General features: G+C 40.5%; 23 protein-coding genes and 1 riboswitch. Of the genes, 20 read left to right on the top strand and 3 right to left on the bottom strand.

The features are described 5' to 3' along the window. Window positions 1-124 precede the first annotated feature (124 nt). From BSO02S_RS07030 to BSO02S_RS07015, 4 genes are read left to right on the top strand one after another with little or no spacing between them, the layout of a single operon-like run. Window positions 125-532: a DoxX family protein gene (locus tag BSO02S_RS07030; protein ID WP_066064504.1), complete on the top strand. Its 408-nt coding sequence runs from the start codon at window positions 125-127 to the stop codon at window positions 530-532. Between the two features lie 19 nt (window positions 533-551). Further along, window positions 552-1,400, top strand: a complete 849-nt coding sequence (locus BSO02S_RS07025) for a VOC family protein (protein ID WP_066064501.1) — start codon at window positions 552-554, stop codon at window positions 1,398-1,400. Window positions 1,401-1,447: 47 nt separating this feature from the next. After that, a complete protein-coding gene (locus BSO02S_RS07020) occupies window positions 1,448-2,521 on the top strand; it encodes an LLM class flavin-dependent oxidoreductase (protein ID WP_066064498.1) in 1,074 nt (357 codons plus the stop codon). Between the two features lie 22 nt (window positions 2,522-2,543). Continuing rightward, the gene (locus tag BSO02S_RS07015; RefSeq protein WP_066064495.1) at window positions 2,544-3,143 is read left to right on the top strand and encodes an NADPH-dependent FMN reductase; all 600 of its coding nucleotides are present in this window, start codon (window positions 2,544-2,546) and stop codon (window positions 3,141-3,143) included. A 121-nt stretch (window positions 3,144-3,264) separates the two neighbouring features. Here the strand turns inward: BSO02S_RS07015 and BSO02S_RS07010 are convergent, their stop codons facing one another. Next, window positions 3,265-3,990: a protein-glutamine gamma-glutamyltransferase gene (locus tag BSO02S_RS07010; protein WP_066064825.1), complete on the bottom strand. Its 726-nt coding sequence runs from the start codon at window positions 3,988-3,990 to the stop codon at window positions 3,265-3,267. A gap of 90 nt (window positions 3,991-4,080) precedes the next feature. Then, window positions 4,081-5,304: an MFS transporter gene (locus BSO02S_RS07005; protein ID WP_066064492.1), complete on the bottom strand. Its 1,224-nt coding sequence runs from the start codon at window positions 5,302-5,304 to the stop codon at window positions 4,081-4,083. Between the two features lie 376 nt (window positions 5,305-5,680). Here BSO02S_RS07005 and BSO02S_RS07000 point away from each other — a divergent pair, with 376 nt between their 5' ends. From BSO02S_RS07000 to BSO02S_RS06975, 5 genes are all read left to right on the top strand, one after another. Next, window positions 5,681-5,881 carry a cold-shock protein gene (locus BSO02S_RS07000; protein ID WP_026567057.1) on the top strand — a complete coding sequence of 67 codons (201 nt, stop codon included), beginning with the start codon at window positions 5,681-5,683 and terminating at the stop codon, window positions 5,879-5,881. Between the two features lie 263 nt (window positions 5,882-6,144). Then, window positions 6,145-6,978 carry a hypothetical protein gene (locus BSO02S_RS06995; RefSeq protein ID WP_066064489.1) on the top strand — a complete coding sequence of 278 codons (834 nt, stop codon included), beginning with the start codon at window positions 6,145-6,147 and terminating at the stop codon, window positions 6,976-6,978. Between the two features lie 477 nt (window positions 6,979-7,455). Further along, window positions 7,456-8,337, top strand: coding sequence for a pentapeptide repeat-containing protein (locus BSO02S_RS06985; RefSeq protein WP_066064482.1), 882 nt, complete (start codon window positions 7,456-7,458; stop codon window positions 8,335-8,337). Between the two features lie 157 nt (window positions 8,338-8,494). Continuing rightward, on the top strand, window positions 8,495-9,853 hold the full coding sequence (locus tag BSO02S_RS06980) for an MATE family efflux transporter (RefSeq protein WP_066064481.1): 1,359 nt from the start codon (window positions 8,495-8,497) through the stop codon (window positions 9,851-9,853). A 245-nt stretch (window positions 9,854-10,098) separates the two neighbouring features. Beyond that, a complete protein-coding gene (locus tag BSO02S_RS06975; RefSeq protein WP_066064478.1) occupies window positions 10,099-10,467 on the top strand; it encodes a hypothetical protein in 369 nt (122 codons plus the stop codon). Between the two features lie 92 nt (window positions 10,468-10,559). Here BSO02S_RS06975 and BSO02S_RS06970 read toward each other — a convergent pair whose 3' ends face one another. Continuing rightward, window positions 10,560-10,757: a hypothetical protein gene (locus BSO02S_RS06970; protein WP_066064476.1), complete on the bottom strand. Its 198-nt coding sequence runs from the start codon at window positions 10,755-10,757 to the stop codon at window positions 10,560-10,562. 357 nt (window positions 10,758-11,114) lie between these two features. Between BSO02S_RS06970 and BSO02S_RS06965 the strand changes: the two genes are divergently transcribed. The 11 genes from BSO02S_RS06965 to BSO02S_RS06920 all read left to right on the top strand — a co-directional run bounded on the left by BSO02S_RS06965 (window position 11,115) and on the right by BSO02S_RS06920 (window position 20,872). After that, on the top strand, window positions 11,115-12,143 hold the full coding sequence (locus BSO02S_RS06965) for a Bug family tripartite tricarboxylate transporter substrate binding protein (protein WP_066064473.1): 1,029 nt from the start codon (window positions 11,115-11,117) through the stop codon (window positions 12,141-12,143). 60 nt (window positions 12,144-12,203) lie between these two features. Further along, the gene (locus tag BSO02S_RS06960; RefSeq protein WP_066064470.1) at window positions 12,204-12,653 is read left to right on the top strand and encodes a tripartite tricarboxylate transporter TctB family protein; all 450 of its coding nucleotides are present in this window, start codon (window positions 12,204-12,206) and stop codon (window positions 12,651-12,653) included. Between the two features lie 27 nt (window positions 12,654-12,680). Beyond that, window positions 12,681-14,207: a tripartite tricarboxylate transporter permease gene (locus tag BSO02S_RS06955; protein ID WP_066064467.1), complete on the top strand. Its 1,527-nt coding sequence runs from the start codon at window positions 12,681-12,683 to the stop codon at window positions 14,205-14,207. 72 nt (window positions 14,208-14,279) lie between these two features. Continuing rightward, a complete protein-coding gene (locus BSO02S_RS06950) occupies window positions 14,280-15,866 on the top strand; it encodes an ATP-binding protein (RefSeq protein WP_066064463.1) in 1,587 nt (528 codons plus the stop codon). Between the two features lie 2 nt (window positions 15,867-15,868). Next, window positions 15,869-16,588: a response regulator gene (locus tag BSO02S_RS06945; protein WP_066064460.1), complete on the top strand. Its 720-nt coding sequence runs from the start codon at window positions 15,869-15,871 to the stop codon at window positions 16,586-16,588. A gap of 114 nt (window positions 16,589-16,702) precedes the next feature. Then, window positions 16,703-17,395: a sigma-70 family RNA polymerase sigma factor gene (locus tag BSO02S_RS06940; RefSeq protein ID WP_066064457.1), complete on the top strand. Its 693-nt coding sequence runs from the start codon at window positions 16,703-16,705 to the stop codon at window positions 17,393-17,395. 29 nt (window positions 17,396-17,424) lie between these two features. Beyond that, window positions 17,425-18,006: an ATP-dependent Clp endopeptidase proteolytic subunit ClpP gene (gene clpP, locus BSO02S_RS06935; RefSeq protein ID WP_066064454.1), complete on the top strand. Its 582-nt coding sequence runs from the start codon at window positions 17,425-17,427 to the stop codon at window positions 18,004-18,006. Between the two features lie 329 nt (window positions 18,007-18,335). Beyond that, a riboswitch (SAM riboswitch) is annotated at window positions 18,336-18,437 on the top strand. A 94-nt stretch (window positions 18,438-18,531) separates the two neighbouring features. After that, window positions 18,532-18,660 carry a YezD family protein gene (locus BSO02S_RS26230; protein WP_425320405.1) on the top strand — a complete coding sequence of 43 codons (129 nt, stop codon included), beginning with the start codon at window positions 18,532-18,534 and terminating at the stop codon, window positions 18,658-18,660. 83 nt (window positions 18,661-18,743) lie between these two features. Next, the gene (locus BSO02S_RS06930) at window positions 18,744-19,460 is read left to right on the top strand and encodes a phosphoadenylyl-sulfate reductase (protein WP_066064822.1); all 717 of its coding nucleotides are present in this window, start codon (window positions 18,744-18,746) and stop codon (window positions 19,458-19,460) included. Between the two features lie 15 nt (window positions 19,461-19,475). After that, window positions 19,476-20,543, top strand: coding sequence for a sulfate permease (gene cysP / locus BSO02S_RS06925; protein WP_066064451.1), 1,068 nt, complete (start codon window positions 19,476-19,478; stop codon window positions 20,541-20,543). A gap of 44 nt (window positions 20,544-20,587) precedes the next feature. Further along, window positions 20,588-20,872, top strand: coding sequence for a ribosomal eL19 family protein (locus tag BSO02S_RS06920; RefSeq protein WP_066064448.1), 285 nt, complete (start codon window positions 20,588-20,590; stop codon window positions 20,870-20,872). The last annotated feature ends 25 nt before the right edge of the window (window positions 20,873-20,897 follow it).

Here is a 20,897-nt window from a genome sequence, read left to right as displayed (position 1 = left end):
CTTACTTGACTTCACTTAATTACGGTAATATACTTACTTACATAAAGTAACTAACTAACAAATTGTGTTTTGAAAGGCAGTTTGTAGTTAAGAATAAAATAAATAACAAAGGAGCGTTAAGTAAATGTTAAGAAAGAATGAAGTTGTCACAACAATTTTAAGGGTATTTTTAGGTGCAACCTTCTTTATACATGGGTTAGCAAAATTTCAAGGTGGCATTGAAAATACTGTTGGATTTTTTGAAAGTTTAGGTCTTCCAGGCTTTACAGCTTATATAGTTGCTCTAATTGAATTAATTGGTGGTATCGCAATTGTTTTAGGAGTAGGAACAAGGATTATTTCCATTCTATTTGCTATTATATTGGCTGTTGCAATTGTTAAAGTGAAACTCGCTGTCGGATTTCTTGGAAATGGCCAAATGGCAGGGTACGAACTTGACTTAGCTTTAATAGCAATTTCAATATATCTCGCTATAACAAAGAAATCGCTTTTAGCTTTAGATAACGTTCTTTTTCGTTCAGAGAAAGCTTAAGAAAAAGGAGGCAATTAAAATGAATTTTCATCATGAACCTATTACATTTGTAGGTCAAGTGAACTTAAAGGTACAAAATTTAGATCGATCGTTAGCATTTTACCAAGAAGTAATTGGCTTTAAGGTATTGGAAAAATCTGAAAGGTCTGCAAACCTTACTGCGGATGGGAAAACAGTTTTATTATCCATTGAACAACCAAATAACGTTATTCCTAAGCAAGGTAGAACTACAGGATTATATCACTATGCACTTCTTCTACCAAAACGCTCTGATCTAGCTAAAATAGTCCAACATTTTATGGAAATTGGATTGCGGTTCGGTTCTTCAGATCATCTTGTAAGTGAAGCTCTTTACTTATCTGATCCAGATGGAAACGGAATTGAAATTTATATAGATCGTGACCCTTCCGAATGGGTTTGGGAAAACGGTAAAGTGGATATGGCAGTTGATCCATTGAATTTTCCAGACCTCCTAGCTGAAGGTAAACAGCAATCTTGGAAAGGTCTACCTGCAGGCACCGTTATGGGACATATCCATTTGCATGTATCCGAATTAAAAAAGACTGAAGAATTTTATATCATGGGACTCGGATTTGAAGTAGTAAACCGATATGGCGCTCAGGCACTTTTCATTTCAGATGGTAAATACCATCATCATATTGGTTTAAATACTTGGAATGGCGTAGGTGCACCTACACCTCCTCCTAATAGTGTTGGACTTGGATCATATTCTCTAATGCTGCCGAATGAGGAAAAGAGAAATAAAATTATTGCTCAGTTGAAGAGTATTGGTGCAACCATTACTGAAGAAAATAATTCTTTCGTTACTTCTGATCCTTCAGGTAATCGCATTATCCTGAAAGTTTAATTCTATAACTTTTGTCTAATTTAACTAGCGTGGGGGAATAAACTGCTATGCGAAAAGAAGAGGGATTTAAAAATAAAGGAATAGAAATCGGTATTTATAAGCTTGGCGATATAGGTTTAGATCCTCAGACTGGTAAAACGATTAGTGCGAGGCAAAGAATTAAAGAGATAATTGAAGCAGCCAAACTAGCTGACGAAGCTGGACTTGATGTGTTTGGGGTTGGTGAGCATCACCGATTAGACTATGCCACATCAGCCGTTCCAGTTGTTTTGGCTGCCATTGCTCAAATAACCAAACGAATTAAATTGACAAGTGCAACTACCGTATTAAGCACTGTTGATCCTGTTCGACTGTTCGAAGACTTTGCTACACTTGATTTACTTTCGGATGGTCGGGCAGAAATACTCGCAGGTCGTGGGGCATTTGTGGAATCCTTCCCTCTTTTTGGTCATGACGTAAATGACTATGACGCCCTGTTCTCGGAAAATATCGATTTATTAATAAAACTTAACGAAAAAGAGAATATTACATGGGAAGGTCACTTTCGTTCGTCATTAAGGAATTCCGAAATTGCCCCCCGACCTTTACAAACTCAGATTCCAATTTGGGTCGGTGTGGGAGGCACGCCAGAAAGTGCTGCCCGTGCAGGCAGGCTTGGCGTTGGGATGGCTTTAGCTATTCTCGGTGGTGATCCTGTACGATTTAAACCGCTAGTTGATTTATATCGAAAAACGGGCTTTGAAGCTGGACACGATCTGGATAATCTCAAGGTCGGTGTAACGGGTCATGGGTATATTTCTAAGACTACCCAACAAGCCAAGGATGAATTTTACCCTTATTATTCGAATTATTGGTTATATGTAAACCAACAGCGTGGAATGGCGGGCAGAAGAATGACGAAAGCAGATTTTGAACGAATGACTGATTCCAATACTGCCTTGTTTGTGGGTAGTCCGCAACAAATCGTCGAGAAAATCCTCCGACAATATGAACTCTTTGGGCACCAACGTTTCCTGGCACAGATAGATATAGGTGGTCTACCGTTTAAGAAAGTAGCCGAGGGCATTGAATTGTTAGCAACTGAAATAGCTCCAATCGTTCGGAGAGAAACAAGTAAGTAAAAAAATATAGGTGGTGTAAAAAATGAGTTTTTTAGAAAAACTATTTGGGAAACAAACTAAGGAGGAAGAAACCATGACAACTGAAAAATTAAACATTGGAATTATCTTAGGAAGCACTCGTCAAGGACGTGTAAGCCCACAGGTGGGCGAATGGGTAAAAGGAATTGCTGACAAACGTGGAGATGCCAATTATGAAATTGTGGATATTGCTGAATATAATCTTCCGTTTTTAGGAACTACCGATGGAACAGAGCCAGGAATTGCAGCGTGGAATGAGAAACTGGCAAGCCTTGATGGATTTGTATTCATTGTTCAAGAATACAATCACAGTATCACTGGTGCGTTGAAAAACGCCATCGATTTTGCCCGTGAAGCATGGTATAACAAAGCAGCAGGTATCGTAAGTTATGGTTCAACTGGTGGGGCTCGTGCAGCAGAACATTTACGTGGAATATTTGCAGAACAAAAAGTAGCAGATGTTCGCACGCATCCAACTTTGAGTTTATTTACCGATTTTGTTAATGGAACTGAGTTTAAACCACAAGAATTACATCTCGATAATGTAAATGCCATGCTTGAAGAAGTTAACGCTTGGAGCGGAGCTTTAAAAACATTGAGATAAATTTTTTAGCATTAAAAAAATTGGTTCTAAAAAAGCACTCGTATTGGTTTTACGAGTGCTTTTTTGCTCATATTAAAATAACAGTAAGGGGTAGTTGTAAACCTCAACTAACTTACACACATTAAATCGATTGATAATGTGGTCTGGTTATCATCCTCATGAGGTATGCTGATTTCTTTGCGTCTGGTTTTCTTTTTTTGTTTAGGAAGTTAATAATGGTGCTTGCATTGCGGATGCCTACTCCGTGTCCGTAGTATTTGTCGTCGCCAAAATAGATAACATTTTCGGCTCTCCAATGCGCTTGCTTAGGGTCAAAATCCGGATTATTGAAATGTAAGACATCACCGGGTATATAATCATCCCCATATTTTTGATGAATCGGCAGGTCGTCATCAAATTGCCAATCCATTAAGTAAAGCCGATCAAAAAGCAAATCAAACCTGGTGCTTCCAATTGAGTAAAGAGCAGCAATATATAATACAATCGCGATGGCAGTAGAACATTCAAAGGCATAAAGTTTGCCGTTTTTAAGGATATCTAAAATAGCTACAGAGGGACTAATACCAGGCTTTAAAAGAAATCCGCCATTACTTAAACGATCCCAATACTTTTTATTGCAAAAGGCATACCTAAACGTAGTAAACTTGGCGCCGCTTTTGTTTAGCTCTCGTGCTGCTTTCATCGTATTTGTTCGAAAGAGCAGTTCGAATTTTAATTGCTCAACCGTTTGGTACTCATAGATTTCCGAATATGTTTCCATTTGCTTCACAATGGCTTTCTGCTCTTTATTCGATATCTCGTGAAGGAACTCCTCAGGCTTTATCATCTGATGATTTATTCTTATCATAATTTCCTCCTGACCCATAATCAACTCCTTCTACAAAAATATGAACCTTTTCCATTTATAATTATAATTTCACAAAAAAATTTGCCGTAATCAGCATCCTTTTAGGCGCTCAGGTTTTTTGCCTCTTGTGAATCTAAGGTACATGAGGAGGAAAACCATGGCGCTCATGAATCTTAAGATGGAATTGATCTCCATGGATCTTTGGATGCCGGTTACTTCTAATAGCCATATCCCGATTTGTGGGGCGATAAAGGCAACAAAGGATAAAAGGATATTATAAGTGGTAATGCAATACGTTCTTTTTTCCTGTGGAGATTGCTCCAATAATAGGTTAAATAAGAGAAGCGTGGTCCCTGAAACAAAAAAGCCCGATGTCATTTGAACAATAGTTATATAGAATAGATTAGTAGACAAAACCGTTAAAAACGGGGCTGTGGCCATTCCTATTGCTACCCAAACAAATATTAGGGTATTGGACTTTTGTTCTGCCCATTTTTTCCATAATGGAAAGGAAAAGATTTGCACCAATTGATTGGCAACCGAAAAAATACTTATCCAGAGGATGGTGGCATGTACATACCTGACGTTATAGATATTGAATAGACCCCATGCCATCTGCCACGAGAAGTTAAAGGATAGAGCGGCAATCAGAAACCACTTGTACCCCTTATCCTTAAAAATCGACCAATCCATCGAAGCGTTCTTTTGCCCTTTGTTTGTTCTCGGAAGGACCGGTTCTTTATGTTTCATTATGAAAAACACTTCTAATAATCCAAACAGAAATGCCACGAAAAATAAACACTGATAGGCGATTGCATTATCTGTTTGTTTTTTCATCACAATACCGATGATTAAGGTTGTAATCATCCCGACAATAGTTAAGAGTCGATTTCGATCACTGAAAAATGCCCCTCTTCGTTCTTCTTTAATCATCCCACTAATAAGCGTTTGCCAGCCAATAATGGAAATCGTTCCCGGAACATTCATTAAAGCAATAATGATTAAAAACGCCCAGGCCTGATAGGCAGAACTTATGAAAATCACACCTATTAATAGTAAGAACAAGAGCCTTGCCCATAAAACTGCGATGGCGACCGTTTTCTTTTGCTGGTCTAAACGATTTAACAGAATTGCGGCCGGAATCGTCATGATTAATGCAACTAACGGCGGCAGGGAGCTGATCAAGCCTACTTGGTAATTGGTTGCTCCAAGAATGGCTATTGCAAAGATTGGAAAAAAGTTACCTGCAAGGTTCACTGCGATGGTTGACACCATTCCATGATAGATACTTACTTTTTCATTATATATGCGCATGTGTCTCCACCATTTTCATATTCATAATAATGATATTATACATGTATTTTTGACAATTTTTCAAAAAAATATATTTTAAAATAGCAATTTTCTGCTTGTTTAAGTTTTTTAAAAAATGGAAGAAGTTAAACGACATGATTCCAGCGTTATTTGTTCCACATGGTGAAAATCCATTCGTTCATTTCATTTATCATCACAAAAGAAATAATAAAATAGCGTATATTCGTTTGCATTATTTTTTAGTATCTGTTATATTAAAGAAGAATTATTTTTGTTTGTCGGTAAGGATGAAAAAGGCGTAACTGCCTTTTGTCTGGAAGATTTGAGCAAGGATAGTAATTTATGTGTGCCAGGCACACAGCAGGAGGAAACACAAATGGAACAAGGTAAAGTAAAATGGTTTAATGCAGAAAAAGGTTTTGGTTTCATCGAACGCGAAGCTGGAGACGATGTATTCGTACATTTCTCAGCAATCCAAGGCGAAGGTTTCAAATCTTTAGACGAAGGTCAATCAGTGACTTTTGAAGTTGAGCAAGGTCAACGTGGACCTCAAGCTACTAACGTTCGCAAAGCATAATCTAAACCACATAAATGTGAATGAAGAAGGCTCTCTCGTAGAGCCTTCTTTTATTTTTAATTAAAATACAATAAAAAAACCCTGCTCAGCAATTGAGCAGGGTCTCCATGAATCAAATAAAGTAAATGGTAATTTCAGTATATCATAGTATTCTTAGAATCGCTAATTTTTTATGAAATAGAATACCGTCCCATTTTTTAATGTTCGTGATTAAAATGTTATAATTAATTCAATTCATATACATAATGGAAGGAAGTGTTGGGATGGTAATCCAGCGGACTCAATTGGAACAGTCAGAATTGACGAAGTATATTCCGCCAAAAGGGGAATATGAGGCCTTTCGTGATGTGGACCATTATAAGGAGAAGCTTAAGGAATGGGGATTATCCTCAGCGAAAGAGGCGAAAAAGGAATTCTGGTACAAGGATCGAAACTATCAGCGTCTTGTAACCATCAAAGGATTTGAAACCTACGGAAGTGCGGCTGAACTTAACACGCTTGTCATTGAATTTCAAGATGGAAATCTGACCTGTATCCATCCGGCCTATTTAAAAGAGATGCAGCAATCGAGCTTTGGCAAGGAAAGTATGTTGACTGTATCGGACAAAGAAGCTGCGCCGCCTGAGCTTGTGTCAACAACTGACCAGGAACCGGCAACACCTGATCCGGAAACAACCATGGTCACGGAAACTCCAAAAAAGGAAACAGCGCCTAAACCAGCAAAAGCCAAGGAACCGAAACCTAAGAAAGAAAAGGCTCCAAAACTTGAACTGCCTGCCGAGAAAGTGCACTTTACTGCTAGTGTCAAACAGTTCGCGTTGACTTACAACCCTTTTAATGAGGAAAATGATGAGGTTGTCGTCCTTGAAAATGTTCGGATTGTCCAAGAAACTCCACTTGAGATTGGGCTTGCCTGGTGCAGCCACAGCAAAACGCTCAAAAAATTCGAACTAGCGCCAGGGGATTCGCTCGAATTCGACGGAAAAGTGGCTGCCAAGAAATTAGCCAAAGGAAAAGACGTTGATGATGAATTCTTGGTGGATGTTGCCGTGTTATATAAAGTCAACAATCCTTCGAAAATTGTAAAGAACAAATGAAAAATAGGACTCCAAGTCCTATTTTTGTTTTTAACCGTGTAATATTAAGGGAAATAGATTTCCAAGCAGTCACCGACTTTACGGAAAATATAGTAATTTTGAAAATCACTGTTTATAGCCGCTGTATCGTAATCTTTCAATGAAATTTTAGAGCTACCTTCATTCTTAGAAAATAAGAGATGTGCATCTACCAACTGAATGGATTCAAAGTGAAAGCCATCCCGTTTCCATAAAAAATCTCCATCCTGATAGTAGTTTAGGATAACCTTCGAAGATAGATAAATCATTGATTTGTTTTTCCATACGTTAATCACCTGATTCCTTTGTATTAATTTTAAAAAATTTAAGGATATTAGGCGGTGATAGGAATCACATCCTTTTAAAAAATTGGTTATATGAACCAAAGGGATAGGCAAACAAACTTGTAATCCTATATACTTACAAATAGTAAAGAACGGAAAAAAGGAAGTGTACAGTTTGTTTCAAAATCAGGATCATCCAAAACTAAAACAGGACAGCATTCGCAGTAATCTGCGTGTTGATTGCGAAAATTGCTTTGGTTTATGCTGTGTTGCGCTAGCCTTCGCCGCTTCGGTCGACTTTGCCATCGGTAAAGACATCGGAAAGGCGTGCCCAAATCTAGAAGAGGACTTTCGGTGCGGGATTCACAAAAACCTCAGACAAGAGGGATTTAATGGGTGTACTGTTTTCGACTGCTTCGGCGCGGGGCAAAAGGTGTCCCAAGTCACTTTTGGTGGAGTCGACTGGCATGAAGATCCCGACACAGCGAAGAAGATGTTCGATGTCTTTCCAATTATGCAGCAGCTTCATGAGATGCTCTGGTATTTGACCGAGGCACTGACGTTGAAAGCGTCTCAGCCGATTCACGAAGAGATTAGCATCTTGCTCGATGAAACGGAACGACTGACAGGGCTTAGCCCCGATTCGCTGCTGGAACTCGATGTCCCAGCACACCGAGCAGCTGTAAATGCCCTGCTTTTAAAAACTAGTGAACTAGTGCGGACTGAGTCACATCTTCGTGAGAAGGGTTCAAAAAAAAGAGAGAAATTTGACCGACGGGGAGCTGATCTTATTGGTTCAAAACTTAAGGGAGCAGATATCAGGGGAGCTAACTTACGAGGAGCTTACCTTATTGCTGCTGACCTCCGCGATGCCGATTTAAGAAGTGCTGACCTAATCGGTGCTGATTTTCGGGATGCTGACCTTAGTGGAGCAGATCTCACTGGAAGTATTTTTCTCACGCAAGTGCAGATTAACGCGGCAAAAGGCGATGCACAAACAAAATTACCAGATTCGCTTTCCCGACCAGCACATTGGTTTACTTTTAAGTCATTTTAAAAAATTTCATGCTTTCTAAATAGGTATTTTAAAAATAGGAAATAACCATTAAAATAGGCTAGTAGTATTACTTCGAGCCATATTTAATGGAGGAATATTAAATCAATATAGAGTATAAAGAAGCTTCGGTTTTTTATTCCCTAAGGAGAACGCAATTATGAATCAGACTTTTACGATAAAAGAAAAGACAAAGCAAATTTTTGTCTTATTAATTCCTATTTTAATTACACAGCTTGGCATGTTTTCGATGGTGTTTTTCAATACCATCATGTCAGGTAAATATAATTCCACCAATTTAGCTGGGGTCGCGATTGGATCTTCAATTTGGAGTCCCATTTTTACCGGGATTAGCGGGATCCTTCTGGCTGTTTCGCCAATAGCTGCCCAGCGATTTGGAGAAAAGAAGAGCAACGAAGTTTCATCGATTGTCAAGCATGGGATTTATCTGTCGTTATTGATTGCAATCGTGGTAATCATCCTTGGATTCTTTTTGTTGGATCCCATTTTGGATAGAATGAAACTGCCAGCATGTGTCCAAGAAACGGCGTTTCAATATCTGGTCGGCCTCAGTTTTGGTATTCTTCCGCTCTTTATCTTTAATGTGTTACGGTCGTTTATTTATGCACTTGGAAAGACACGTGTGGTCATGGTGATTATGCTTATGTCACTGCCAGTCAATTTCTTTTTAAACTATGTGCTTATTTTTGGGCGATGGGGCTTTCCTGAGCTCGGTGGTGCCGGGGCAGGGTATGCCACATCGATTACGTATTGGGCAATCATGGGGATGACGATATATATCGTGAAAACGAGAGATCCATTTTCTTCGTATCCTGTCTTTGCAAACATGAAGGAATTTTCTTGGGATAAGTGCAAGGAAATTTTAAAAATCGGTGTGCCGATGGGGCTTTCTACATTCTTCGAGACTAGTATGTTTGCGGTGGTTACGATTCTATTAAGTAAATTTAATATCACCACCATTGCTGCCTATCAATCAGCCCTTAATATTGTCTCATTTTTGTATATGATCCCAATTAGTATTTCGATGGCGCAGACCGTTCTTGTCGGGTATGAGGTGGGAGCGCGGCGCTATAAGGATGCGAAACATTACAGCTGGCTGGGCGTGTATCTCGCCATCCTGATTGCGGTGGTTACCGGATTATTGGTGGTCCTATTCCGCTACGAGGTCGCAGGATTCTATTCGAATGAAGCGGCCGTCATTAACTTAACGGCAAACTTTTTAATCTTTGCGCTGTTTTTCCAAATCTGTGATGCCATCCAGGCAACGGCGCAGGCCGCCTTGCGAGGGTATAAAGACGTGAATCTTGCCTTTATCATGACATTAATCGCCTATTGGCTAATCTGCCTGCCAGTCGGCTTCCTTCTCGCGCACTTCACCAGTTTGGGAGCAAGAGGCTACTGGATCGGCCTAACCATCGGATTACTCGCAGCAGGAATAGCCCTATCCATCAGACTACTCTACATCCAAAAACGGAAATTTGTCACTGTCGAGGCTTAGAAATTTGTGGTGTCAGGCACCAGAAAAAGACATTTGCAACCTTTTGTCCGCGTGGGGTGGACACCTTTGTTTGATTTTATTTAAAACCACGGCTCTTGTTAGAAAGGATTGACCAATTAATGGTCAATCCTTTCGTATATTTATAAGCCATACAAAATTTCAACGAAAAATAGATGGTTTACTGAATATTCAAATGGTAAAATATGTGTAATAGTATGCTGAAATCCGTATGTGAGGTGACCTTGATGGGAAGAGAAGTACACTTTAACAAGGAAGAATTCGTACTGAGATTAACAGGGGTTTTACCTATTTTTGCCTTAAAGGGAGAAGTGAAAATCCCTTATCAGGCGATTAAAAGTATTTATATTGATGAATTCGATCCGCCGATGTGGATGCTGCGAATGCCTGGCACTGCGATTGCTCCACTCAATATTTTCGAAGGCAGCTTCAAGTTTGGGGATGAATGGTACTTTCTGTCTTACGAACATAAGGTTCCCCTTCTACATTTAGAATTAGAAGGAATGTGGAAATATAAATTTGTCATTTTTGAAATTGAAAACCCAAGAGCTGTGATGATTGAATTACGAAAGAAATTGCGGGAATTGGATGAATGAAATATTGCTTGAAAAAGTGATGAGTCTAAAATATGAATCAATTAAAATAGCAAAATTATGACGCCATTCTCTGATGAATGGCGTCTCATTATTTAGAATAATTTTCTAGGGCTGAACCATTTGGTGAATAGACTTTGATTTTTATCAGTAATCATAAGTTCATCCATGATTAGTTTTTCTTGATTGTTGGTTATCCAATTCTTTAATTCTTGTTTATCTTTACAAAGAGTATAATATGTTTCCCCACCTTTTCCAAGTGCGTTGACAACATACCTACAAGTGTTCGCCATAATGTCCACCTTTAAAATAATTAATTGTATTCATATATGGATTATAGCAGGCTAAAAAAAATAGTCCACCATTATTTTTCAACAAAGTTATCCAAATTTTTTTCATACAAAAAAGCCATAAAAATATTTATTAGCAATGATAGGGAATGAAGCGTTTTCACCTTTATAAGTTACAGAGGCGGTATCCAAATCAGAAGCCGCATAATGTTTATTGAAACCCTAGCCCACCCATAAAAGATCTTCGTGAACAATATGGACAAAATGGTTAATAAGTTTTTAATGCTGTTTAAATGAATAATCTATGAAATGTCCAAAACTTTTGTAAAATTAAGAAAACGGTTACAAGGGGGAAATAAAATGTTTTCTTTAAAACGAATATCAGCAGTCATGTGTGCAGGTGCCTTGGCGTTAAGCTTGGGGGCGTGCAGCAGTAAAGAAACAGCAAGCACTGGTAAAAAAGAGGAAGGTACTGGCTATCCGACGAAAGCGATTACAGTGGTTGCCCCATCAGGTGCAGGCGGTGGCTGGGATTTAACCGCGCGCTCATTAACAAAGGTGCTGGGTGCGACTAAACTAGTAAAGCAGCCATTAACGGTTGAGAATAAACCAGGCGGTGGCGGCGCAGTGTTTATGGCTGAATACGCGACACAACAGGTCAATAATAACAATATGCTTTTTGTTAGTTCGCCGCCGATTATTATTAACAACCTCAAAAAAGAAGGAAACAGTCCTTATGGATACAAAAATACAACGCCATTAGCGCAGTTGACAAAGGATTATGGCGCGATTGTCGTAAAGGCAGATTCCAAATTTAAAGACCTTAAATCAGTATTAGAAGAAGTTAAGAAAGATCCTACCAAATTAACTTTTGCAGGCGGTTCAGCCCCAGGATCCATGGACCATTTGATTTCGATTCTCCCAGCTTATAAATATGGCGTAGATCCAACAAAAATTAAATATGTTTCCTATGACGGCGGAGGAGAAGCGATTACGGCCCTGCTAGGGGGTAATGCAGATGTCATCGGTACGGATGCCTCCAGCGTGAAAGAATTTTTAAAGGCTGGCAAGGTTCGGGTGCTGGCGGTTACGGCAACAGAGCGTTTATCTGGTGATTATAAAGATGTTCCAACCGCTAAAGAACAAGGTGTTGATGCAGAGTTTACCATTTGGCGCGGAGTCTTTGGTCCCGAAAAGATGACCAAAGAAGCAAAAACATACTGGGAAAATGCAATCGACAAGCTTGTGCAATCTCCTGAGTGGAAGACGGAAGTAGAGACTCAAGGGTGGGAATTAGAATATAAAAACAATTCAGATTTCGAAGCATTTTTAGGAGAACAAGATAAGCAAGTTCAACAATTATTAACAGCGTTGGGCATGCAAAAATAAAAAGTGCGGGAAGGAGTTCATTTTTCTCCTTCCTATCATTTTTCTAAAGGGGGAAGAAGAATGGAAATTAAATTTGATCGTATCGCATCTGTAATGTTTCTAACTATCGGGGTGCTCTTTATTATCGGGAGCAAGAATCTTTCAAGCTCTTCCTATGGAAGTGTAGTCGGACCCGATATCTTTCCGTTAATTCTTGGCGGTGCTCTTGTTTTATTAAGTATTCGCTTGTTTTATGAGACGTTCAATGCTAAAAGTGAAGGATCGAAGGAAAAATTGCAGTACAAGCCTTTTTTAATCATCTTTACTGCTACATTGGTTTATATATTAACGTTAGAAACGGTAGGGTATGTCATCACAACCTTTCTATTTTTATTCGTTTGTTTTCAAACAATGGAACGGTCAAAGTGGATTAACTCATTAATCATATCTGCAAGTTTTTCAGGACTTGTTTACTTTTTATTCGTAGAGGTGTTAAAAGGGACACTTCCAGGCTGGCCCATTTGGTTTTAATAGTTTTTTTAGAAAGGAGGATAAAACATGAGTACACTTGATTATTTATTTCAGGGATTTGGAACAGCACTTATTTGGTATAATATTATTTTTGCTTTTGTTGGGGTATTAATTGGGACTGCCGTTGGTGTTCTGCCAGGAATTGGGCCAATGAGCGGTGTAGCCCTACTTATTCCAGTAACGGCATCGATTACCGGTGGACTTCCGCCGGAACAAGCGGCAACGAGCGCGATTATACTTCTTGCCGGGGTTTATTATGGAGCAATGTATGGCGGTTCGACCACTTCGATCCTATTAAATACACCGGGGGAATCCTCCTCTGTTGTAACAACATTGGACGGCTACCAAATGGCGAAGAAGGGTCGGGCTGGCAGCGCTCTATCCATTGCGGCCATCGGTTCTTTTGTAGCTGGGATTGTGACGCTTATTGCTTTGATAGCACTAGCAAAGCCCTTATCTGAGGTCGCACTCAAATTTGGTCCTGCTGAATATTTTTCGTTAATGCTATTGGGTTTGGGGGCAGTCAGTGGGTTGGCTGGGAAATCGGTGACGAAAGCGTTAATTATGACAGTTTGCGGGTTGTTACTCGGAACGATTGGAATTGATACTGTTTCGGGAATTGCTAGATTTACCTTTGAGGTGCCATGGCTTTACCAAGGGATTGAGTTCTTAACGATTGCGGTAGGACTGTTTGCAGTCGGTGAGGTGTTCAAAACCATTTTGGAAAAAGAAGATGAAGAAGTAGAAATGGCGAGGATTACTAATATGCTTCCATCTAAGGAAGAGTTTAAAGAATCAGCAGGACCGATTGCCCGAGGTTCCATCCTAGGGTTCTTTGTTGGAATATTGCCGGGTGCCGGGGCGACGCTCGCTTCCTTCTTTTCATATATTCTTGAAAAAAAGATTTCGAAAAATCCAGAGAAATTTGGAAAAGGTGCAATTGCAGGAGTAGCGGCACCAGAATCAGCGAATAATGCGGCCTCCGGGGGGGCGATGATTCCCTTATTAACCTTGGGAATACCTGGCTCAGGGACCACTGCCATCTTAATGGGAGCACTAATGATGTATAATATCCAGCCAGGCCCATTATTATTTGAAGATCATCCCCAAGTAGCATGGGGATTGATTGCCAGTATGTTTATCGGCAACCTTATGTTATTAATTCTGAATCTGCCGCTTGTAAAGGTGTTTGCGAAAATTATTCAAACACCAAAGAAATATTTGATTCCGATGATTATTGCGATTTCCATTTTTGGCGTCTATGCAGTTCAAGTGTCAACCAATGATCTTTTGCTGCTATTGGCATGCGGTGTGCTAGGTTATTTCTTTAGTAAAAATGATTATCCAATTGCTCCACTCGTACTTGGACTTGTACTTGGGCCAATGATTGAGAATAACCTAAGGAGAGCCTTGACGATTTCAAACGGAGATTACAGTGTGTTTTTAACACGTCCGATTTCTCTAGCATTTCTACTCATTACCGTCCTTTGGCTGGTTGTCCCCTTCATAATGAAAAGAAGAGGGAAAGACGTGGTTATAAATATTGAAGGGTAAAGTTCAGACTATTATGAAAAACTCCTTTTTAAAAGGGGGTTTTTTTATTATGATAGAGACAGAGGTGTATGCATGCGATTACATACAAAATTAATGTTAGGAATTTCCATATTAATAATGGTACTCGGAACCATTATTGAATTTACTTTTAAAAATATCATGGAATCCAACCTTGAGCATGAAATAGGATCGAAAGCTTTATCTGTTGCTCAAACCATCTCCAATATGCCAGAGATTCAAACTGCATTTAGAAAGGATAATCCCGCCAGCCTTATTCAGCCCATCGCCGAAAAAATTCGAAAACAGGTGGGGGCGGAATTTATTGTGATTGGAAACCGGGACGAAGTCCGTTATTCGCATCCAAATCCAAATCGTTTAGGACAAAAAATGGTTGGGGGAGATAATGGCCGTGTGTTTAAAGGAAAATCTGTCATATCAGAATCCACAGGGACGCTCGGACCTTCGCTAAGGGGAAAAGCACCTATTTTCAGTGGAGGAAAGGTCATGGGTGTCGTTTCAGTTGGTTATCTTCAAACGGATATTGAAAAAGAAGTCTCGAAAATACAGAGGAAAATCTTTGTTGCCACCTTCATCATATTAATTGGAGGATTGCTGGCGGCTTTATTAATCTCGTTAAATATCAAAAGGGCCATCTTGGGCTTAGAACCGAAAGAAATTGCCTGGATGTACCAAGAGAAACATGCCATTCTAGAATCCATACATGAAGGGATTATCGCGATTGATACAAATGGTCGAATTACTGTAGTTAATGAAACCGCTCATAAAATTTTGAAGGTCCCAATTCTCAATATGCTTCGCGGAAAGAGAATAGAAGAGGTGCTGGAAAATACCCATCTACTTGAAGTGGCTCGGACGGGGCAAGCCGAATATGACCGGGAATTTATGATTTTGGGTGAAGTTTTTTTGACCAATCGGATTCCTATATTTAATAATAAGGGGTTAGTGATTGGGGCTGTTGCCAGCTTTCGAAACAAGTCAGAGCTTTCCTACTTGCTGCAGGAATTATCTCATATTAAATCCTATGCAGAGGGACTCCGTGCCCAAACACATGAATATTCGAATCGATTATACACCCTTCTTGGCCTGATTCAGCTTGGTTCCTATAAAGAGGCAATTGACTTTATCTCGAAGGAAGTAGATGTCACCCAAGGGTTTATTCAATTTTTAATGAGGGAAGTACCTGACCCAATCATTGCTGGTTTTATCTTAGGAAAAGTAAGTTTAGCAAGCGAGTTAAAAATATCTTTTACCATAGATAGAGAAAGCAGTTTTAAAGACTGTCCCTCCTATATTAACAGGGATTCGTTAGTAACGATTATTGGCAACCTTATCAATAATGCATTTGATGCGGTACAAGAGAATGAAATGAGTGAGAAAAGGGTGTCCCTGTTTCTAACCGACCTGGGGAAAGAATTAATTATTGAAGTGGAAGATAACGGGATGGGAATCCCCTCAAGCACGTTTGAACAGGTATTTAAAGAAGGCTTTACCACTAAGAATACAAGTATTAACGCTGGAATTGGACTAAGTTTAGTTCAAAAAGCGATTAACGACTTGGGTGGATCGATTACATTTTCATCAGATTTGGGAGAAGGAACGATATTCACTGTGGCAATACCAAAAATACAGGGGGATTAAGTATGAATGGGAACCGGGAGATCGAAGTTTTAATCGTGGAAGATGACTTAAGGGTTGCAGAAATCCAAAAACGCTTTCTTGAACAGATTCCTGGCTTTCAAACAGTAGGGATTGCAGCCAGCAATCTAGAGGCCAAAACCTTAATCGAAATATTGCAGCCGGATTTGCTCTTGCTGGACGTTTATTTTCCCGATATGAACGGTCTGGACTTACTGAAAGAAACCAAACAGAAGACAAAACAAATGGATGTTATTATGATTACGGCAACAAAAGAGCTTGATAAGGTGCAGGAAGCGATTAGTATTGGCGTATTTGATTACATTATTAAACCAGTTGTTTTCGAACGCTTCAAACAATCTCTGCACCGATATCAGGATTACCATACAAAGCTAGTCCAACTAAGAAAAGAAAATCTCCATGTCACTCAGCAGCAGGTAGACAAGTTATTGCGAAAAGAAACTGATGGAACAGGCAGCGAAAGGCCTTACCTGCCTAAAGGAATTGACCCGCTTACGCTGGTAAAAGTCCTAGAGGTTCTCGGAAAGGTACATCGAGGTTTAACAGCGGAACTGGTTGCCAAAGAACTAGGTGTTAGCCGAACAACTGCAAGACGCTATCTGGAACATCTCGTTTCTGAAGAGAAGATAGAAGCTGACCTCGCCTACGGAACTGTTGGCCGTCCCGAACGGGTTTATATGGTAAATGGGTTAAGCCAAGGGTAAATGACATTGCAGTAGCATATATTAGCACTAACAATAAAAAAAATTTGTGAGTCCGTATCTTTTCATCCTACCTGAAACGTTAAAGGGGTAGAGAGTGCAAAAGGAGTGAAATCAATGTCACACAAACATAGTCAGGGCAGCTTAGAAAGTGCAAGGCCAGAGAATAGGTTTGAGGAAACCTTTTGGCAGGAATATTATCCAAAACTGCAGCGATATTGTCACTTTCTTACCCAAAATAGCTGGGATGGCGATGATATTGCACAGGAGACCTATATTAAGGCCTTAAAATATTCGAATCAGCAGGAAAAGATGACGACCGCTTTGTTAAATAAGATTGCCTATCATCATTGGGTTGATTTACTTCGAAAAAGAAAAAATGAAACGCTCGAGGCGGATTTCGATTTTGCTAATCTTGTTTTTACGAATCAACTCGATGAAATAAAGAATTTGGTTGACTTCTTGGTGAAGAAATTTACCCCAAAGCAAGCCATCATCTTTATGCTAAAAGAGGCGTTTCAATATCAGCTGAAGGAAATAGCATCCATGTTGAATACAACCGAAACGGCGGTGAAGGCCAATCTGCATCGTGCGAAAAAGCGGCTCGAAAAAGCAGCTGACCCATCCTTTTCTGTTGATTCATTTTGGGAGGAAGAAGAGCGGGAATGGCTTTCGGATATTTTTTATGAAGCCTTGAAAAATCTAGACCCAGCGATTCTAATTCATTCGATTCCCTCCATACCTAGTATTAATGGTGCTCCTAAAATACAAACTTACTCTCCTTCAAGCACTCTCTGTATGGCCGCATAGCCAATAATCGCTTCAAGGGGGAAGTTTAAATGAGTACAATTCCATATGTAATCGAACATTCCAATCGTGGAGAACGTTCCTATGATATTTATTCACGATTATTAAAGGACAGAATTATTATCATTGGTGAGGAAATTAATGACCATACCGCTAATAGTGTGGTGGCCCAATTATTATTTTTAGCAGCAGATGCACCGGATAAAGAAATTTCGCTTTATATCAATAGCCCAGGTGGCTCAACTTCAGCGGGATTTGCCATTTACGATACGATGCAATTCATTAAGCCTGATATTCGGACGATTTGCACAGGGATGGCCGCATCATTCGGAGCAATGTTACTGCTCGCCGGGACAAAGGGAAAACGGTACGCACTGCCGAATAGTGAAATTATGATTCATCAGCCCTTGGGCGGAGCAAGGGGGCAGGCGACGGAAATTGAAATTTCCGCTAGGCGTATTTTAAAACTAAGAGCGCATATCAATCAAATCATTTCGGACCGGACGGGACAATCGGTTGACAAGGTCTCTAAGGATACGGACCGCGATTACTTTATGAGTGCAGAAGAAGCGAAAGAGTATGGGATTATCGATGAGATTCTAGACCCGAAATGAGCTTTAGAGGATTTTTTTAAAAAATAACCAGCCGACCAAACCTTGATCCGTTCACGAATCAAGGTTTTTTTACTGAAAATTATTTGCATTATTTGTTACTTTTCTCCTATTCAAACCCTTTAAAAATAGGTTCCAAAATAAATTATAAAAATATTTAATTTTTTTATTTACATAAAACCTATGGGTATGGTAGGATTAATTTCATCAAATACAATATTTCTTAGCTAATAGGAAAGTATAAACTTTCTTCGGCAGTTTACACTTCCCTATTTCGCATAAGTGCAACTACGCCTCTGTCTTCGCCTAACGGCTTGCCAATCGGCGAGTTTTCTTTATCAAGAGTGGCAGAGGGACTGGTCCAATGAAGCCCGGCAACCTGCGTAGCAAGGTGCCAATTCCAGCAAAATGATATTCATTTTGGGAGATAAGGTGTAATGTGCAGTTCTAACGCCTTTCCTAAATGGGAAAGACGTTTTTTTTGAAAGGAGGCGGATCCAACTGGACGCTGATGAAAGAGAGCAGCTCATTGACCATCTAGAAAAAATGATGGCATCCTTAAAATATGGATCGATCACCCTAGTTATCCAGGATGGAAAAGTTGTCCAAATCGAGAAAAATGAAAAGGTTCGTCTTCAATCGAATAAAAAACGCTGACTAGAAAAACTAGAGGCGGTCCCCAACTTATTAGGGTTGGAGGCTGCCTTTTTTTAATGGAAAAAGGAGGTTGGTTTGCAGTTATGACAGCTAAAGTTACCTATCAAGATTGGCAGCAAATATCAGAAACGTTCCCTACCGGGGATGAAAGCAAAGGGGCACGTGCTGTTTTAGAGTGGGCATACAGCATTTATCCTTCCGAAGAGATTGTCTATGCATCCAGTTTCGGGGCAGAAGCGATCGTGTTAATTGACCTGATCCACCAGGTAAAGCCAGATGCCCATATTGTTTTCTTAGATACAGGCTTACACTTCCCGGAAACGTATGAGGTCATTGACAAAATTGAAGCTCGTTTCCCAACACTTAGGATTGAACGGAAACAGCCGGCACTGAGTCTGGATGAACAGGCAGGCCAGTATGGATCCGCCTTATGGAAAAGAGACCCGGGCCAGTGCTGTAATATCCGTAAAGTCATTCCTTTACGTGAAACGTTAACGGCCAAACAGGCATGGATAACGGGGCTGCGCAGAGAACAGGCACCGACAAGGGCAACTAGTGAATTTGTGAATAAAGATGAAAAGTTCCAAAATATCAAAATCTGTCCGTTGATTTATTGGACTTGGGATGATGTTTGGGCATACATCAAGGAAAAAGACCTCCCGTACAACACCCTGCATGACCATCAATACCCAAGCATCGGTTGTTTTCCTTGCACACAGCCTGCCGGGACGGATGGGGACTCGCGTGCGGGACGCTGGGCGGGAAGCGGGAAGACGGAGTGTGGCTTACACACTCGCTAAGGGGAGGTTAATCGTTTGCTCACGGTAATTGCGGTTATTATTGGATTATTTTTTGCCATGAATATTGGTGCAAGTGGTGCAGCGGCCTCGATGGGAATCGCCTATGGGTCTGGAGTTGTTAAAAAAAGGCTGGCCTTATTGCTGTGCGGTATCACGGTATTTCTAGGTGCTTGGCTTGGCGGCGGTGAGGTGGTCAAAACGATTGGGAGCGGGATTGTTCCGACGAGCACATTTACCATACCGATTGCCCTGATCGTGTTAGCTTCGGCAGCACTGTCGTTGTTACTGGCAAATATCTTCGGAATTCCGCTCTCGACGAGTGAAGTGGCCGTCGGATCTGTCGTTGGTGCCGGGGTCGTTTACCAGTCTGTATTTGTAAGCAAGCTTGTCTGGATTATGTTTTTTTGGCTGCTAACACCTGTGGCCGCATTTTTCATCGCCATCCTTGCTTCCTATTTGTTAAAAAATAAATGGCTTAAAAAATGGATGGAGGCGTCGAGGGCAGTTCCGTTTCTATCTGCTCTTGTGGTGTTTATGGGCTTGTTTGAGGCCTTTTCAGCAGGGATGAACAATGTCGCCAATGCGGTTGGCCCACTGGTCGGCGCCGGAATCCTTTCTACAGGAAACGGTATTTTCTGGGGCGGGTTATTCGTTGCTTTTGGGGCGCTATTGCTGGGCCAGCGGGTGCTTGAAACCAACGGGAAAAAAATAACGGCACTCAGGCTGGAAGAGGGCTGCGTCATCTCTGGAACAGGCGCAACGATTGTGACAATGGCGTCCGTATTCGGGATCCCCGTCCCGCTGACGCAAATCACGACTTCCTCCATTATCGGAATCGGCTTTGCCAAACATGGCAGGGCAGTCTTGAAAAAAGACATTGTTATTCAGATGCTAACCGTTTGGATTGTTTCACCAGTTCTATCGATGGTGCTTTCCTATACGCTCATTCAAGTAATTATTGAACATAATTTCTACCCAATCATCGCGATGGCCGGCATGTTGATATCAGTGATTGGTGTGCTGTCCTTGATGAAGCGGCAGAAACCCGTGATAACGGTGCATCAGGAGGTAGCGAAAGACTGATTTTCAGTTCCCCACCAGTAAAAGAGGAGTATCCGCCAGTAAAGGTGGGGTATCCGCCAGTAAAAGAGAAGTATCCGCCAGTAAAAGAGGCGTATCCGCCAGTAAAAGAGGCGTATCCGCCAGTAAAGGTGGGGTATCCGCCAGTAAAAGAGAAGTATCCGCCAGTAAAAGAGGCGTATCCGCCAGTAAAAGTGGGTCCCGCCAGTAAAAGTGGGGTATCCGCCAGTAAAAGAGGAGTATCCGCCAGTAAAAGAGGAGTATCCGCCAGTAAAAGTGGAGTATCCGCCAGTAAAAGTGGAGTATCCACCAGTAAAAGCTTTCTCATATAAAAACATCTGATTAAAAGTAGAGAGG

Origin of the sequence: Neobacillus soli NBRC 102451, from assembly GCF_001591665.1 — a bacterium.
GTDB lineage: Bacteria > Bacillota > Bacilli > Bacillales > Cytobacillaceae > Neobacillus > Neobacillus soli.
Note: the sequence above shows the minus strand (reverse complement) of the source record. Positions and strands in the feature narration are given on the sequence as shown.